Source organism: Xenorhabdus siamensis, from assembly GCF_037996745.1.
GTDB lineage: Bacteria > Pseudomonadota > Gammaproteobacteria > Enterobacterales > Enterobacteriaceae > Xenorhabdus > Xenorhabdus indica.
On record NZ_JBBMXE010000007.1, the window covers coordinates 67,056 to 84,614 of the forward strand.

12 protein-coding genes are annotated in these 17,559 nt (G+C 38.8%); 8 read left to right on the forward strand and 4 right to left on the reverse strand.

The genetic code is table 11. The features are described from left to right. Window positions 1-4: 4 nt before the first annotated feature. Window positions 5-1,534: a Re/Si-specific NAD(P)(+) transhydrogenase subunit alpha gene (gene pntA, locus AAC852_RS07145; RefSeq protein WP_340620438.1), complete on the reverse strand. Its 1,530-nt coding sequence runs from the start codon at window positions 1,532-1,534 to the stop codon at window positions 5-7. A gap of 569 nt (window positions 1,535-2,103) precedes the next feature. Next, on the reverse strand, window positions 2,104-2,610 hold the full coding sequence (locus AAC852_RS07150; RefSeq protein WP_340620439.1) for a hypothetical protein: 507 nt from the start codon (window positions 2,608-2,610) through the stop codon (window positions 2,104-2,106). 437 nt (window positions 2,611-3,047) lie between these two features. Between AAC852_RS07150 and AAC852_RS07155 the strand changes: the two genes are divergently transcribed. After that, on the forward strand, window positions 3,048-3,476 hold the full coding sequence (locus tag AAC852_RS07155) for a fascin domain-containing protein (RefSeq protein ID WP_340620440.1): 429 nt from the start codon (window positions 3,048-3,050) through the stop codon (window positions 3,474-3,476). Window positions 3,477-3,514: 38 nt separating this feature from the next. After that, window positions 3,515-3,862 carry a hypothetical protein gene (locus tag AAC852_RS07160; RefSeq protein WP_340620441.1) on the forward strand — a complete coding sequence of 116 codons (348 nt, stop codon included), beginning with the start codon at window positions 3,515-3,517 and terminating at the stop codon, window positions 3,860-3,862. A gap of 240 nt (window positions 3,863-4,102) precedes the next feature. Here the strand turns inward: AAC852_RS07160 and AAC852_RS07165 are convergent, their stop codons facing one another. Continuing rightward, entirely contained in the window at window positions 4,103-4,513 is a 411-nt protein-coding gene (locus AAC852_RS07165; protein WP_340620442.1) for an Arm DNA-binding domain-containing protein, read from the reverse strand. Window positions 4,514-4,788: 275 nt separating this feature from the next. Here AAC852_RS07165 and ydgH point away from each other — a divergent pair, with 275 nt between their 5' ends. From ydgH to AAC852_RS07195, 6 genes are all read left to right on the forward strand, one after another. After that, on the forward strand, window positions 4,789-5,742 hold the full coding sequence (ydgH, locus tag AAC852_RS07170) for a DUF1471 family protein YdgH (RefSeq protein ID WP_340620443.1): 954 nt from the start codon (window positions 4,789-4,791) through the stop codon (window positions 5,740-5,742). A 477-nt stretch (window positions 5,743-6,219) separates the two neighbouring features. After that, a complete protein-coding gene (locus AAC852_RS07175) occupies window positions 6,220-7,611 on the forward strand; it encodes an amino acid permease (RefSeq protein WP_340620444.1) in 1,392 nt (463 codons plus the stop codon). A gap of 864 nt (window positions 7,612-8,475) precedes the next feature. Continuing rightward, window positions 8,476-9,015 (forward strand): fimbrial protein, encoded by a 540-nt coding sequence (locus AAC852_RS07180; protein ID WP_340620445.1) that lies wholly within the window; start codon window positions 8,476-8,478, stop codon window positions 9,013-9,015. Between the two features lie 118 nt (window positions 9,016-9,133). Then, on the forward strand, window positions 9,134-9,820 hold the full coding sequence (locus AAC852_RS07185; protein WP_340620446.1) for a fimbrial biogenesis chaperone: 687 nt from the start codon (window positions 9,134-9,136) through the stop codon (window positions 9,818-9,820). A 40-nt stretch (window positions 9,821-9,860) separates the two neighbouring features. Continuing rightward, window positions 9,861-12,401 (forward strand): fimbria/pilus outer membrane usher protein, encoded by a 2,541-nt coding sequence (locus AAC852_RS07190; RefSeq protein WP_340620447.1) that lies wholly within the window; start codon window positions 9,861-9,863, stop codon window positions 12,399-12,401. Between the two features lie 49 nt (window positions 12,402-12,450). Further along, the gene (locus tag AAC852_RS07195; protein ID WP_340620448.1) at window positions 12,451-13,479 is read left to right on the forward strand and encodes a fimbrial protein; all 1,029 of its coding nucleotides are present in this window, start codon (window positions 12,451-12,453) and stop codon (window positions 13,477-13,479) included. 60 nt (window positions 13,480-13,539) lie between these two features. Here AAC852_RS07195 and hrpA read toward each other — a convergent pair whose 3' ends face one another. Then, a complete protein-coding gene (hrpA, locus tag AAC852_RS07200; RefSeq protein ID WP_340620620.1) occupies window positions 13,540-17,466 on the reverse strand; it encodes an ATP-dependent RNA helicase HrpA in 3,927 nt (1,308 codons plus the stop codon). Window positions 17,467-17,559 lie beyond the last annotated feature (93 nt).

Genomic DNA, 17,559 nt, shown 5'->3' on the forward strand with positions numbered 1-17,559 from the left:
CCCCTTATCCTTTACGAAACATTTTTAGCATACGTTGTGTAACAGTGAACCCGCCAAAAATATTGATGCTGGCAATCAACACTGCAATGAAAGAGAAGAAACTTACCCATCCACCTTCGCCTATTTGTAATACCGCACCGACCACAATAATCCCGGAAATGGCATTAGTGACAGACATCAATGGAGTATGTAATGAATGGCTGACATTCCAGACAACGTAATATCCAACCACGCAAGACAGAGCGAATACGGTAAAGTGGGACAGAAACTCTTTCGGAGCAACATTTGCTAACCAACCAAAAAGGATAATGGCCAATGCCAGTAACCCATATTTCAACCACGGAGATTTAGGCGTTTCCGTCGATTTAGTTGCTTTCTTGGTAACATCAGGTTTGGAAGGTTGAGCTGAGACCTGAATTGGTGGCGCAGGCCAGGTAAACTCTCCTTCTTTAATGACAGTGACACCACGAATAACAATATCATCGAAATCAATGGCAATTTCACCATTTTTCTCTTTACACAGTAATTTCATCAGGTTAACTAAGTTGGTGCCGTATAATTGTGATGATTGGGTAGGTAAACGGCTAGGTAAATCAGTATAACCAATGATCTTGACGCCATTATCTGTCACAACAAGTTTATCGGCTTCTGTAAGTTCACAGTTTCCTCCATTTTGTGCAGCCAGATCGACAATCACACTCCCCCGTTTCATCGACTCTACCATTTCTCTGGTAATCAGTTTTGGTGCAGGTTTACCCGGAATCAATGCTGTAGTAACAATAATGTCAACTTCTTTTGCCTGAGCGGCGAATAGTTCCATTTCAGCCTTGATAAAGGCTTCTGACATCACTTTTGCATAACCATCCCCACTTCCCGCTTCCTCTTTGAAATTTAATTCCAAAAATTCAGCGCCCATACTTTGAACCTGTTCCTTAACTTCCGGACGAGTATCAAAAGCACGGACAATCGCACCGAGACTACCTGCCGCTCCGATAGCAGCAAGACCAGCAACACCAGCACCAATAATCATAACCTTAGCAGGTGGTACTTTACCGGCAGCAGTAATCTGACCAGTAAAGAAACGGCCAAATTCATGAGCGGCTTCAACAATGGCCCGATAACCAGCAATATTTGCCATTGAACTCAGGGCATCTAATGATTGGGCGCGGGAGATCCGTGGGACGGCATCCATTGCCAGAACAGTGATTTTGCGTTTTGCTAGTTTTTCCATTAATTCAGGATGTTGTGCGGGCCAGATAAAACTGATTAATGTTGCGCCTTCCTTCATTAATCCAATTTCTTTATCTTCCGGAGCATTTATTTTAAAAATAATATCTGATTGCCAAACTTCATGATGTTCTGCGATATCAGCTCCGGCTTTTTGATAAGCAATATCATCAAAACTGGCAAGAGCCCCTGCTCCTGTTTCAACTGATACATCAAATCCTAACTTCCGTAATTGCTCCACTGTTGATGGTGTGGCAGCAACGCGAGCTTCATTGGGAAATTGCTCTTTTGGTACACCAATATGCATAATGTTTCCTTCTCTAAGGATAAAATATTGCTGATTATTACCTGTTGAAGCCAATTTAACGATTAGATTGTTTTTATTACTACTATCAGTAAAACCTATCAATGAGATTTATCAACAAAAATATCAAATGATACAAATAAAATAATACCATTAAGGTAACATATGGATTCTAAAAGACAATATTTCTGAAAATAAAATAACCTTCAATGTAATCGATGATTGTTTTCATATAAGTTACTATTTTTATTAAAATTCTTGGCGTCATGTACCAAAAACAGATAGGCAGTTATTTAAATAGAATACATTCGCGACAATCATGTAATAACACCAATGAATAGCAAATCATATAAAAACAATTTGTTACATGATAAATTTCATGGAAAAAAATAAAATTATGTACACATTCATGTACAAACAAAAAACACGCAATACGGCATGTAGTCATTGATCTTATACCCGTTAGATAGGGAAAATTGAGATTGATTCCAAAAGGCGAGGATAAGAAGAGAGGATAGTCACTATAGGGCAGATTTCTGCCCTTTTGTATAATTGGGGTTTTAAAGCCCAACTCACCAAACAAGGAATTCCACACTTATATCCATATACGATGAACTTCCGTAAACTTTATTCTGATTGCAGTCGGTATTTCCACAAGTAGCGCTCTTGACTATATTCGGACACCCTTTGATTACCGTATACCAATCTAAATTACCTATATCGTACCCGCGTTCAAATCTCAAAGCACAACTCATAGAGCCACTAGACACCGACCACTCAACCCATTTAGGCCTAAGTGTGCAAGCACTAAATAAATTATCATTGTCTTGTAAATGAATACCTTGCTGGTTACCGGGCTTAATCTTTACCTGATCTGCACCACTATCATACATACAGTCGGTGCTTCGTTTGACTATCACGAGCTCATTTACAGAAGAAGAGTGATTTTTAAATTCCATATTATAGTCAGCAGAAAGAATCTGTTGTTTTTCTGTATCCGTGTTTTCTTCAACTGCGAAAGCAAGGAATGTCAATAAACAAGATAACATGACGAAAATGGCGTTAGATAATATTTTCATATTCTCCCCTTTTTTTGATGAAATCATTCAAAATAAGAATTCTTATTACTTCATCATTAATGGAGTACTGAAATGATAACTGCTATATCATGTAGGTTATTCACCTATCCGCTTTAAGTATAAATAAACTACTCTGATAAACGTAATTCAAAAATCCACAGGTGAATGAGGTAGTTTGATATCCTACTGTATCGTGTTGTAAATACTATCTATCATATTTGGAATATAGTTTTTTCATTTGAATTACCATTCCTTACTTATTCTATTTCATAAAATAATTATAAATTTAATAATAGTTTGATTTATATATATTTATTGGTGTATGGATTGATGTTTTTTATAATTCACAATAAATGACATTTAGATATATAATCACCCATAAAATAAAGTGTTTATTAAAATTCAATTATAACAATCACTAATAATGAGGATAAATCATGTCAGAACAAATAATTCAAATCGCACTGCAAAGTACAAACGGAAAATATTTAAGCAGAATAGATCGCGGTAATAGAAACCCAATAGAAGCGTCAAAAGATGCCATAGACCTCCCTTCAAGATTCACTATTAAGTCATCAGGATCTAACCGAGTTGTACTTCTGGCCGATAATAAAATGTACCTTAGTAGAATAAATCGTGGAGAATTAAACCCCATTGAAGCAGCTAAAAGAAAAATAGATGAACTTTCAATATTTACCGTGGGTTATATCTCTGAAAACAAAATAACGTTGCGGGCTGACAACGGCTATTATTTGAGTCGTATTTATCGCGATGGAATTAGTACTATAGAAGCCGCAAAAGAACAGATTGATGATGAATGTTATTTTTGGATAACAACCATCATGAGCTATGATCATGGGCTATAAATAAAAAATCGCTATAATAGACAAAGGAATTTCAAATTATGAAAAAAGAAATAGCTCCAGATTTCACTGGAGTGACATACAGAGAGGAAATCATAGACAACCCTCTTCATGTGATACATTTACCACATAACACGATTAAATCTTTTGCAGGCATTATATCGGCACCAGCTACTGCAAATAGCCTTAATGTATTTTTAGTAAATCAGTTTCCTACTTGGGCGAAATTAGCCGCCCCATATTCTACAGCACTTATTGCATATCTTGCGGCTGAACTTGCCATAATTATAGCTATGGATGCGCGTAGCAAATGCGGGGTTGATTTATATTCTCCGGTGCTTCCTATAGTTAGTGCAGTGCCACTTTGGGGACCAGTTCCCGCTTGTTAATTAGGAATGACATATTTAGTTTATAATTCACACTATTACAATACAAGGGTGCTAAAATATTCAGCACCTTTACTTAATTTAATAAAACTACCGAAAAACTTACCATCCGTTCGGCTTCTCTATTACTGCCTATCCTGCTCTTTATCCATCGTCCACAAATATATGCCTTGCTCAGACGCAGGGCGGATAATCAAAGATTCTGCGATTGGTGTGAACATTTGTTCTCCTATAACCGTTTTGTCACTTCGTTGTGGGATTATGCTTCTTCAACCGCAGAATGGCGTCATCAATAGCGAACCCGATCATCGCAGCATTTACGCGGGTTTCGCGGATACTGGAGATCAGCCCCTTAACAGTTACCGCATTCAACGCTGATTCTTTACGAACACGCTTAACTACTTTAAGATTGTGGTACTGTTCTAATTCCCCACGATAAGATATTACTAAATCATGGGCATCTTTTAAGCTGGTTGCTGAATATGTACCAATATCAATTTGATCTCCTTTTCCGTTCCAACGATACCTAAATTGAAATATAATTTTTCCTTTAGGTGTTACACAAACAGACAAGCTGTTTCTATCGGATTTAGTGATCATTCTTTCTTGGAGGTTGTTATTGGTAAAGCGGAGCCATGAATCGGTGATTGCCATATTATTTCCCTCAAAAAAATAACATAGCTTTAATGTAGTTCATGTACACATTTTTCATGAAAGAAGATGAAGACCTATGAATGACATTGAATATTATAGGGGTGACAATGGAAAAATAATAATTTATTATCATATAGATAAGTGAAATCCCATGAATTAATATGTAAACGTGAGCATATATAGCATCATTACATGTAATCATTACGACCTATGTAATACAGAACAATGTTCAGCACGTTATAAATATTTTAATGCGCAAGGCGAAAGGATTTTTTATGAAGCTGAAGACCACGATCATCGCAACTGTGATGTTCTCATTAACAACAATTACCGCAGCACATGCAGCAAAAGAATTGACTCCAGAGCAAGCTGCTGAACTTAAGCCATTTAAACGAATCGCAGTAACCGGACGTTTTAATGCAATTTATGAAGCAGCCGATGCGGTTTCCCGTCAGGCTGATAAAAAAGGTGCTGATAGTTTCTATATTCAGAGTCTAGATGATTTCAATGGAAGTGGTAATTTACGTGTTATTGCTGATTTGTATCATAAAGATGCAGAAAAAGTAGACAAAACGACTCACTATCGTATTTATCATGGGATCAAAGAATTACCTAAAACCGAAGCTGTCAGTCTGGAACCTTTTGATACGATAACAGTAAATGGTTATTTTCCAACTGATCCTGATCTAAAAGAGGCTCTTGCCAAAGCAGCTAAAAAGAAAAATGCTGCCTCTTTCTTTATCGTTCGTGATATTGCCCCGAACAATGGTGGTAACCAGGTAGTTACAGCCTACATTTACAAAGAAGATGCACCGAAACGTCAAGTACAATCTGATAAGGCAGTGATCCCAGCCGATTCCGATGCGGGCCGCCAGTCTTTAGCACAAGGTGGAGAAGCTGCTGAGAAAGTTGAAATTCCGGGTGTTGCTTCGTCAACATCAACCAGTAATGTTATCGGTCGCTTTTTTGAGACCCAGTCATCAAAAGGTGGACGTTACACTGTAACCTTGCCTAATGGAACAAAAATTGAAGAATTGAATAAAGCATCTGCGGCTCAGATGGTGCCTTTTGATTCCATCACTTTCTCTGGCTATTACACAACTGCACCTGAAGTATCTTATCAGGTCGCTAAACGTGCAGCAGAAAAAGGGGCAAAATACTACCATATTACGAGAGAATGGCAGTCTAATGGCGGCAACGTTACCATTAGCGCAGATTTATTCAAATAATCAATTTATTTCTCAAGTCAATTTATGAAAGAGGCACACATTAATAATGCGTGCCTTTTTTTCTTCTATAGATCGCTTTTGTCATATCCATAAAATTCATTATTTAACCTTCATTTACACAATTTTCATAACTGTTTATTATTTGATTCACAAAGATAAATTCAAGTCTGCATCATTAAAATGTTTATATTATGAACACTTGCTTGTTTCTTAAGAGCCTAGAGAAAAACAGAAAAGTCATTTGTAATTTATTTAAGGAAAATATATTTTTATGCATAATTTTTATATTTTTTTGCATAGTCACCCATTGCATACAACCCCTTCACTCCGTAGAATCTCCCTGTTTTTTAGTTTTAACTACTGAATATTTCTGCATTCCGTAGCATGGATGCAATAAATGTCCAATATGTGTTCGATATTCAGGATAAGTATTCTGGCTAATCGTGTTGATTTTATCTTACTTTTAGGAACGTATCTTTGGAAAAGAAATTAGGCCTTACGTCTCTAACAGCACTCGTATTCAGTTCTATGGTTGGAGCGGGTGTATTCAGTTTGCCACAAAATATGGCATACGCAGGTAGCCCAGCGGCATTAATGCTCGGTTGGGGGATAACAGGCATAGGTATTCTCTTTTTAGCTACGTCTTTACTCTTGCTCTCTCGCCTCCGCCCTGATCTGGACGGTGGTATCTTTACTTATGCTAAAGAAGGGTTTGGTGAATTAGTTGGCTTTTGTTCTGCATGGGGATATTGGTTCTGCGCTATTATTGCTAATGTTTCTTATCTGGTGATCGTCTTTGCTGCGTTAAGTTTTTTTACTGATACTGAACATTCCGTGATTTTTGGTGATGGAAATACCTGGCAAGCGTTGATTGGTGAATCGATTTTACTTTGGTTCGTTCACTGGCTTGTGCTCAGAGGAGTACAAACGGCGGCAGGTGTCAATCAATTGGCCACAATGGCAAAGTTGTTACCTCTAGGAATGTTTATCGTTCTGGCTGTCATCGCTTTCAAGATAGACGTATTTACTTTCGATTTCACTGGCATTGAGATGGGTATCCCCGTTTGGCAGCAAGTCAAAGATACCATGCTGATAACCTTATGGGTGTTCATTGGTGTTGAAGGTGCAGTCGTGGTTTCTGGCAGAGCCAAAAAACGTAAAGATATTGGTATTGCAACTATACTGGCTGTTGTTTCAGCATTAGGTGTTTACGTACTTGTTACCCTACTCTCATTAGGATTAGCTACTAGACCTGAATTAGCTGCAATGCGTAATCCTTCTATGGCAAATTTGATGGTAGGGTTAATTGGCTCAGCGGGTGAAGTTATTATTGTTGCTGGTTTAATCGTCTCTGTCTGTGGTGCTTATCTGAGCTGGACAATAATGGCGGCAGAAGTACCTTTTATTGCTTCCCTGCATGGTTCATTTCCAAAGGAATTCAGTAAACAGAATGATAAAAAAGCACCTGCATCCTCGTTGTGGATCACAAATGGAGCCATTCAGCTTGCATTGGTCTTGATCTGGTTAAGTGGCAGTAATTACAACACATTGCTTTCTATTGCATCAGAAATGATACTTGTTCCTTACTTTTTGGTTGGTGCATTTTTAGTAAAAGTAGCATTTGAGCGTAGTAATCGAGTTTTATTGTTCATCGCTATTGGTGCTTGTACCTATGGTTTATGGTTACTTTATGCTTCAGGTTTAATGCATCTGCTGCTTTCTGTTATATTGTATGCTCCCGGATTATTGGTTTTCCTATATGCACGGAAGCAGAACCAGGAATGTAATGGTTTAAATACGTTAGAAAAATCTGCGATTGCTATTTTATTACTGACAACGATTCCTTCTACATGGTTACTGATTCATTAGAGCCTATTTTTTGTATTCATTAACTATTTATTAGTCTAAATTACCTACCTGTTAAGATTATGGAGAGAAGTTTGCTTCTCTCCAACTCTTTTTTCCTATTCCTCTTACTTCTTTCAAGCCCTTCTTCGTTTTTTGGAATGACATTCTGTTGAATTTTGCTTTTGTTTTTTTGTGTGTTTGGTGGGTGTTTTTTATATTTTTAAAAAGTATGTTGTAACTAATATGGAATTTTAAGATCAAAAAACATGCTATACATAAATATTTATTCTGTTTTATTGTTACAGGATTTTTTTAAGTATCCATTATACAAATTATGCTATGTCAGTTATTATTGACTATGAGTTAATTTGTGTTAATTACATTAACCCGTGTTCTGGGAAAGGCTGGTTTTATTATCCAACTAATGTTAAATATCTGGCATTAACTCCATGCGTGAGATATTCATCACAAATAAATAATATTTAGTGAAATATATAGTAAAAATATAAAATCACAAAAATAAACACATATTTATTTCCTCAGATTTTCTCTAATTAATAATTAATCTTATAAAACAGAATAAAAACTCATTTACGATTAAAAAACATTCTATTTTATGAATTACAATGCTATTAATGGAACGTTATCAGATTAAAGCTCCAAATATTGTGCTTTGTTGAGTTATTATTTTGATCTTTGCTCATTGAGCGCTACTATATTCTTTGAAATATCTGTCAGATAGAAAATATTAATATTACTTTTTACCATCTTTCAGGTATCAACTTAGACTACTCATTTGCTGTATTATAATTGTACGGCTTTAATGTTAATTTAATCAGCTATATCCCTGTTGTATTACTACACCAGGGATGGGATATATTAAAAATGAAAACCAAGTTAATTATTTCATCCTTATTTGTTTCATCTGTATTTATGTCTCTGGCACATGCCGCAAATGGTAATATTCAGGATGGAGAAATCAGATTTACAGGAAAAATTATTGCCGATGCATGTAAAATTGATTCAACCTCTAAAAATCAAACTGTAAATATGGGAACTATCAGTACAAATTCATTTAGTGGGGTCAATAGCACGGCAGCCGCAACACACTTCAGCATTAAGCTGACTGACTGCCCAAAAACCAATCAATATGCGAGTGTTAAATTTGATGGTCAACTTGATAATATTAATAATACACTTTTAGCATTAGACAATTCAAAGCCTGGAGCTGCTGACGGGATTGCTGTTGGTATTTATGAACAAAATAGCAATACGCCAATTCCTATGGCAAAGACTTCCTCGCAAAAAATGATTGAAAATCAAAATGTTGAAATGAATTTCGTTGCTAAATATGTTGCAACCAAACAAACGATTATTCCTGGTACTGGTAATGCGATAGCTAATTTCACTATCGTTTACAACTAAAATATATATAGCAAGAATACCTGATAAAAACACTATTGCCATTCACTATAACCAGTGAGTGGTAATAGTGGGATTAATATATAACCATAAAAAAATAATATTACCCGGAGTATCTATTTTGAAATGCTTTCGTATTCTGATTCTTATTATCATCTACATATTCAGCACTAATGTTTCTTTTGCTGGCGTCGTTATTGGTGGCACTCGTGTTGTTTATAACAGCGATCGAAAAGAAGCATCAATTTCTATCAGTAATCCAGAAACAGATATTTCTTATCTTATTCAATCATGGGTTCAGGGAGAAAATGATGAAACTAAAGTACCTTTCATTATCACTCCTCCACTCTTTAAATTAACAGCAGGAAATGAAACTGTATTACGAATTGTAAAAACCGGAGATAATTTACCCAACGATAGAGAATCCCTTTTCTGGCTCAATGTTAAATCTATTCCCGCAATAGTAAAATCTGAACAAAATCAGTTACAAATCACAGTAAAGTCAAGATTTAAGCTATTTTATCGCCCTGCTGATTTAACAGACAACGCAAGTATTGCTTATAAGGCACTGAAGTTCAAAGTTGAAGGCCGTCAACTGATAGCCGAAAACCCGACACCATACTATGTTTCGTTTTCTTACTTAAGTATTGGAAATAGTTCAAAAAACCATGAAATAAAGCCTGCTGGCATGATCGCTCCTTTTGGTCAGTTAAGCTGGGATATACCTATTAACAATATCAATCATGTTTCCTGGAAAACCATTAACGATTTTGGTGGGGTAACGCCAGAAGAAAAATATACATTTTGAGCATAACTTTCATACAGCCTATCAAGATTAGAAAATGATTATGGATAACAGCGGTCATTATCTTCAACATAATATTTCTGATAATTTGGTGTTATTTATTAAACCAATTAAGGTATTTTTATGTGCACTAGCAACTATATGGCTTTTGGTTTCCAATAAGGTTTATAGCGAAGAATATTTCAATATCAATGCGCTGGAGAGCCTCTCTGGTCACCCGGAAGATATTGATCTCTCGATTTTCATGCAAGATGATCAACAACCTCCGGGCCGCTATTGGGTTGATATTTATCTGAATCGTGAAAAGATAGATACTGGAAATGTTGACTTCGTTATCGTAAATAATAAGTTATCACCCAAGATTAAACTTAGACAACTCAAAGAGATGGGCGTAGATATTGATTTATTTCCATCTTTGTCGGCTTTACCACCAGAAACTGAGATTACAGATCTTGGTCAGTATATTTCTGCTGCATCATCTTCTTTTGATTTCAACAAGCAACGGTTGGATATCAGCATTCCCCAAGCAGTTTTGCATAATAAGGCGAGAGATTATGTTCCTTCTCATCTGTGGCAACAAGGATTAACTTCTTTACAAATTAATTATAGCTATAGTGGCTCAACTAACTGGCTGGATGGTCAGCCCGGATCAACCAGCAATAACTTTCTCAACCTCAGAAGTGGTGCTAACTGGAATGCCTGGCGTTTACGAAATTATTCCACTTACAGTAGCCAAAACAATAAGTGGCAAAGTCTGAGCACTTACCTGCAACGTGATATTCATTCCTTAAAAAGCCAACTAATATTTGGTGACAGTTATACACCTTCACCCATTTTCGATGGGTTTCAGTTTCGTGGTATGCAATTAGTTTCAGATGACAATATGCTACCTGATAGTCTCAGAGGATTTGCACCAACAATACGAGGAATTGCCCAAAGTAATGCCCAAATAACCATCAAGCAAAATGGTTATATTATCTACGAAACCTATGTTTCTCCCGGCCCTTTTATTATTAATGACTTATATCCAACAACTTCCAGTGGTAATTTAGAGGTTATTGTCAAAGAAGCTGACGGGAAAGAGCACCGTTCTGTACAACCTTTTTCGGCTGTGCCTGTTATGTTACGAGAAAATAGTCTGCGCCATTCTCTGACATTTGGGAAATACCGTTCACCCACTCACCGTGGTAAAGAACCATACTTTATGCAAGGTACGATCACTTACGGGGTTTCCAATAATATCACTGTATATGGTGGAACAATTCTCTCAAAAAATTATCATTCTATTGCATTGGGCACAGGTTATAGCCTCTCTGATTGGGGTTCATTTTCTTTTGATGTGACTCACGCAAGGTCAGAACTTACCCCCAATATTTACTCATCCGGGCAATCATATCGATTTCAATATGCAAAAGATCTTACCCAAACAGGTACTAATTTCACTTTAGCGGGCTATCGTTACTCAACGCATGATTTTTATGATTTTAAAGAAGCCAATGAGTTTAATATTACCAGCAATAATGGCTACAACCCTAATAAACGCAGTAAACTGCAATTGTATATCAATCAATCTTTAGGTGATTTAGGCGGTATATATTTATCTGCTTTTCAACAAGACTATTGGTCACAAAAAGGTCATGAAAGAAATATCAGTGCAGGTTACAGTACCAGCCACAATTCGATCAATTACACACTGAATTACACATACAGCAAGCTACCAAGCACAAATCATAATGATCAGATTTTATCACTCAACATACAAATTCCTCTTGAACGCTGGCTGAAAAATAGCTGGGCAAGTTATAGCCTGACCAACAGCAGAAAAAGAGAAACATCTCATCAGGTCAGCTTAAATGGTACAGCGCTGGAAGATAACAATCTGACTTATAGTCTTCAGCAAAACTACACTAACCATAACAGGGGCATTGGCGGGAATATAAGCGCAGAATACAAAGGCGCTTACGGTCAGGTTAATGCAGGTTATAACTATGATAAGCAATCCAGACAATTAAATTATGGTTTAAATGGTGGAATAGTCGCTCATCCCTATGGCATCACTTTCTCTCAATCATTGGGAGATACATTGGTGTTAGTGCGAGCCCATGGTGCTAAAGGCGTTAAGGTCCAGAATTACACAGGTATTGCAACTGACTGGAAAGGTTATGCCATTGTTCCTTATGCCAGTAGTTATCGTAAAAACCGTATCTCTTTAGACACTTACTCAATGGGAGATAATGTTGATATCGATATCAATACGCAAACTATCGTCCCTACCCAAGGTGCACTGATTTTAGCCAATTTCCAGACCCGCATTGGTTATCGTGTGTTACTAATGCTTTTTCACAAAGGCAAAGAGATCCCATTTGGAGCAACAGCCACATTAGTGCAACAGAATGAGTCAGATGACCCCAATAGCACCATTGTCAGTAATGATGGACAGGCGTATCTCAGCGGTATTCCTAAGTCTGGGCAGATATGGGTGAAATGGGGCCACAAAGATGCTCAAGAATGCCGTGTTGATTATCAGCTCCCGGAGAAAACACCGGAATCTGGCCTGTACATGCTGAACGCGGCCTGTAAATAACAGAAATTGAGCATTTGTTTGATATTATTACATATTATGGAAACGAGTTATGGTTAACGGCTTAAAATTATTATTGGCGAACATATTTATCATCAGCATGATGAGCAGTTTTACCAGCGAGGCCAATTATGAGAGTTATGAGAGTTATGATTGTCAATATTCGCCGGGTTTTCATTCCGGCATAACACGAGTCTCTTTTGGCTCTCAAATAGTCATACCCAAAAATCATCCTATTGGAACAACGATAAAGGAAATCCTTTTAGATCAATTGAGTACAAAAGGTCATGTCGTTTATTGCAATAGATTAGTTCCTACATCATGGGATAAACCCGATTTTGCTCCTGCACATTATAATAATGATGCAATTTATGAATCCGGTGTACCGGGTGTTGGAATCCGTATCAATAATTGGGGGCCGACTAACTATGGTATTGATTGGTTTCCTCGGAAATCAACTACCCCATTCACCTGTTCTCCTCCTCCCCGCTGGCCTGACTACAAATATTATTGTGGTCAAACATGGGGGTATTTGACGGTTCAATTAATCAAAATTGCGCCCACTACGGGTTCAGGGGTAATTGCAGGACGGATCCTAACCAGAGCCAGATTTGGGTACGGCAGTATTGTTCACTCTTTTTATTTAGCGGAAACACGTATTGTTACTCCAACGCCAAGTTGTTCCCTCACTCGTAAAACAATGCTAGTCAATATGGGCGAAATTAGAGCGAGTGAGTTTCGTGGTATAAATAGTACCGCAGGGACAAAAGATTTCCGCTTAGAATTTGACTGCGATCCAAACGCCAAAGTCAACATAGTACTGGATGGACGCCCGGCAAAAAGTGGCATCAATAATATCTGGGCATTGGATTATAGTAGTGACAACGTCACGGCAACGGGGATTGGTCTACAAATTTTGTTTTATAATCAACTATTAGAGATACGTAAACCGATTAAAGCAAATGCTGAATACGTAACACACTTTTCATTTCCACTGCGAGCACGCTACATTCAGACTCACCCACAGATCACCCCCGGAAAAGCGGATGTAACAACAACAATTACGTTGACTTACGAATAAATAAGAACTTAGAAATGGGGCTATAGCGTCTTAACAACCAAAACCCTAAGCCCCAAAACATTATGCAGCGATACTTTCCATTGCTTGCAAAATACGCTTATCAGATATCGGATACGCTGTACCCAATTGTTGAGCAAACAGACTGATGCGCAGTTCTTCGATCATCCAGCGTACTTCTTTTATTTCTGGCAATTGCTTTTGCTGAACAGAAAGTTTCGCTAACCACTGCTGCCATTGTTGCTGGATATTTTCAATCCGGCTCATGTGTGCCCTATCCTTGTTTGGGTCAATCGCCAGTTTTTCCAAGCGACGTTCGATGCCATTCAGATAACGCAAAACATCCGCCAGACGTTTCCAACCGTGGGCTGTGACAAATCCTTTAAAGACCAGACCGGAAATTTGTTCTTTAATATCGGATAAAACCAGTGCCAGAGCGATATCGACCCGCCCTTTCAAACGCTTATTAATAGCAAAAACTGTCGTCAGGATCTGTTCTACCTGTTTGGCAATTTCAACCACTGTGTCATTCAAATCGGCGCGAACTTTACTCTGTAAACGTGCAAACGCCTGTTCATTCCATGCCGGCCCACCATTTTCTGCGATTAATCTGTCCACACCACAGGAAATACAGTCATCAATCAAATCCAACACTTTTCCATACGGGTTAAAATAGAGACCAAGTTTGGATTTATTCGGTAACTTTTCGTGCAGATATTTAATCGGTGAGGGAATATTCAATAACAGCAATCGACGAGTTCCTTCCCACATTGCATTTTGCTGTTCAGACTCCGTTTCAAACAATTTAATACCAATACTGTCTTTCTCATCCACCAACGCAGGAAATGCTTTAACGGAATAACCACCACGTTTCTGCTCATAGCGTTCAGGCAGCTCACCAAAGCTCCAAATATGTAGCCCGCTTTGTTCGATACCATCATCTGCTACCGCCAAAAGTGTTTCCTGTACTTTATCTTTCAGTTTCAGCTTCAATGCCGAAAGATCTTTTCCTTCCGCCAGAGTCTTATTTTTTTCACCAATAATGCGGAAAGTCATTTTCAAGTGGTCAGGAACCTGCTCCAGTTGCCACTCATCACGTGACACTGTCACTCCTGTCATGCGACGAAGTTCTTTCTCAAGGCTATCCAGCAAGGTCGCCTGTGGCTGCGTTACTCGCTCCAAAAATGCCTGCGCATAATTAGGTGCGGGGACAAAATTACGCCGGATTGGTTTCGGCAGCGATTTAATCAATGCCACAACCAACTCACGGCGAATTCCTGGAATTTGCCAATCGAAACTTTCATCCCTGACCTGATTTAATACCGGTAGCGGAATATGTACAGTGACACCATCTGCATCGGTTCCCGGTTCAAATTGATATGTTAAGCGGAATTTTAAATTATCCTGATACCAGTAATTCGGATAATCCAAGGCACTGATTTTATTGGCATCACCTTTAATCAACATGCTCTTTTCAAAATTGAGCAGTTCCGGCTGATCTTTACTTACTGTTTTCCACCAGCGATCGAAATGGCGGGAAGAAACCACGTCTTTGCCAATTCGTTGATCGTAAAAACTAAATAAAGTCTCATCATCCACCATAATATCCCGGCGACGAGATTTATGTTCCAGCTCTTCAACTTCTTCACGTAACTTAAGATTAGCGCGGAAGAATGAATGACGAGTCTGCCAATCCCCTTCCACCAGCGCATGGCGGATAAATAATTCACGGCACAGTATCGGATCAATCTGGCCGTAATTGACCAAACGATCAGTCACAATCGGCAAACCATATAATGTCACTTTTTCCGATGCCATGACCGCACCTTGAGATTTCTGCCAGTGCGGTTCACTATAGTGACGTTTGATTAAATGTGCCGCCAGAGGCTCTATCCATTCCGGTTCAATGCGCGCAGCAATACGCCCCCAAAGTCGGCTGGTTTCTACCAATTCAGCAACCATCGCCCACTTAGGTGGTTTTTTGAATAACCCGGAGCCGGGAAATACAGAGAACCGGGCATTACGAGCACCAGTATATTCCTGTTTCTCCACATCTTTCTGGCCTATGTGAGATAACAACCCTGTCAGTAACGCAATATGAATGCTGCGATAATCTGCTTCCTGACTATTGACTGGAATACCGATCTCTTTAACGACCTGCCGGAGCTGAGTGTAAACATCCTGCCACTCTCTGACCCGCAGATAATTCAGGTAATCCTGACGACAAAGTTTGCGAAATTGGGAACTGGAAAGTGCTTTTTGCTGTTCTGCCAGAAAATCCCACAATTTTAGAAAAGCAATAAAATCAGAGTCCTTATCGGCAAAACGACGATGTTTTTCATCCGAAGCCTGCTGTTTTTCCAGAGGCCTTTCCCGCGGATCCTGAATGGATAATGCTGAAGCAATCACCATCACTTCCCGCACACAACCATGAGTTCTTGCTGCCAATACCATGCGAGCCAAGCGAGGATCGATAGGCAATTGTGCAAGCTGTCGCCCGATTTGCGTCAGTCGGTAAATCCCGCCAGATGAAGTTTCCGTATCAATGGCGCCAAGTTCTTCCAACAAACGGACACCATCCTGGATATTGCGTTTATCCGGTGCTTCAACAAATGGAAAAGCACTGACATCTCCTAAGCCAATCGAAGTCATCTGCAAAATAACCGATGCCAGATTGGTACGCAGAATTTCAGGATCGGTAAACTCCGGGCGGGATAAGTAATCTTCTTCTGAATAAAGTCGAATACAGATCCCATCAGAAACACGACCGCAGCGGCCTTTACGTTGATTCGCTGATGCTTGCGAAATTGGTTCTATCGGCAAACGTTGAACTTTAGTCCGATAACTATAACGGCTAATACGTGCATACCCGGTATCGATAACATATTTAATTCCGGGGACAGTCAATGAGGTTTCTGCGACGTTAGTTGCCAATATAATGCGCCGTCCAACATGTGGTTGGAAGATCCGGTTCTGCTCGCTATTGGACAAACGGGCAAACAGCGGCAACACTTCAGTATGTGGAAAACTCTGTTTATTGAGTGCATCCGCAGTATCGCGGATTTCCCGTTCTCCACTCATAAAGACCAAAATATCACCAGAACTTTCCCGGCTTAACTCATTTACTGCATCAATAATGGCTTCCAACTGATCCCGATCACTGTCATTATCATCACCTACCATCGGACGGTAACGGACTTCCACCGGATAAGTACGGCCTGACACTTCAATAATCGGAGCATTATTGAAATGGCGGGAGAATCGCTCAGGGTCGATAGTCGCGGAGGTAATAATGACTTTCAGATCAGGGCGTTTCGGTAATAACTGCCGCAGATAACCTAATATAAAATCAATGTTCAGACTACGTTCATGTGCTTCATCGATAATCAGTGTATCGTATTGTAATAGCAAACGATCCTGCTGCAATTCGGCCAGCAAAATACCGTCAGTCATCAATTTGACCAACGTATTATCACTAACCTGATCATTAAAGCGAACTTTGTAACCCACTGTTGAACCAAGTGGGGTTTCCAGTTCATCCGCAATACGGCTGGCAACCGAGCGAGCCGCTAAACGACGGGGCTGGGTATGACCAATCAGCCCTTTTACCCCTCTGCCCAATTCAAGACATATTTTCGGGATCTGAGTGGTTTTACCGGAGCCTGTTTCCCCTGCAATAATGACAACCTGGTTATCTCTGATTGCTTTATAGATATCGTTTTTCTTCTGGCTGACAGGCAGGTTTTCAGGGTATTTAATCGAAGGGTATGCAGCTTGACGATTGGTAACTTTTTGTTTTGCCGCTGTAATATCCGCAGAAATAGATTGAGCTACAGCCTGTAAGGAGGCTTGATTTTTTATTTTTGCTGCTCCTTGCAGACGTTTTTTTAAACGGAACTGATCGCGCAACAGTGTGTGCTCAAGTTCAGCATATAATTCAGCAATGGGTGCTGTCAAAGGTGATTCCACTGTGATAAATCCTTGTGACATTCTTAGTTGAGTCGCGTTGTCTTTTTTCTTAACACCGCCTTTAGTTATGTTATTACATATTCGGCTGACAAATCTATTGTTCAATAATTTTGA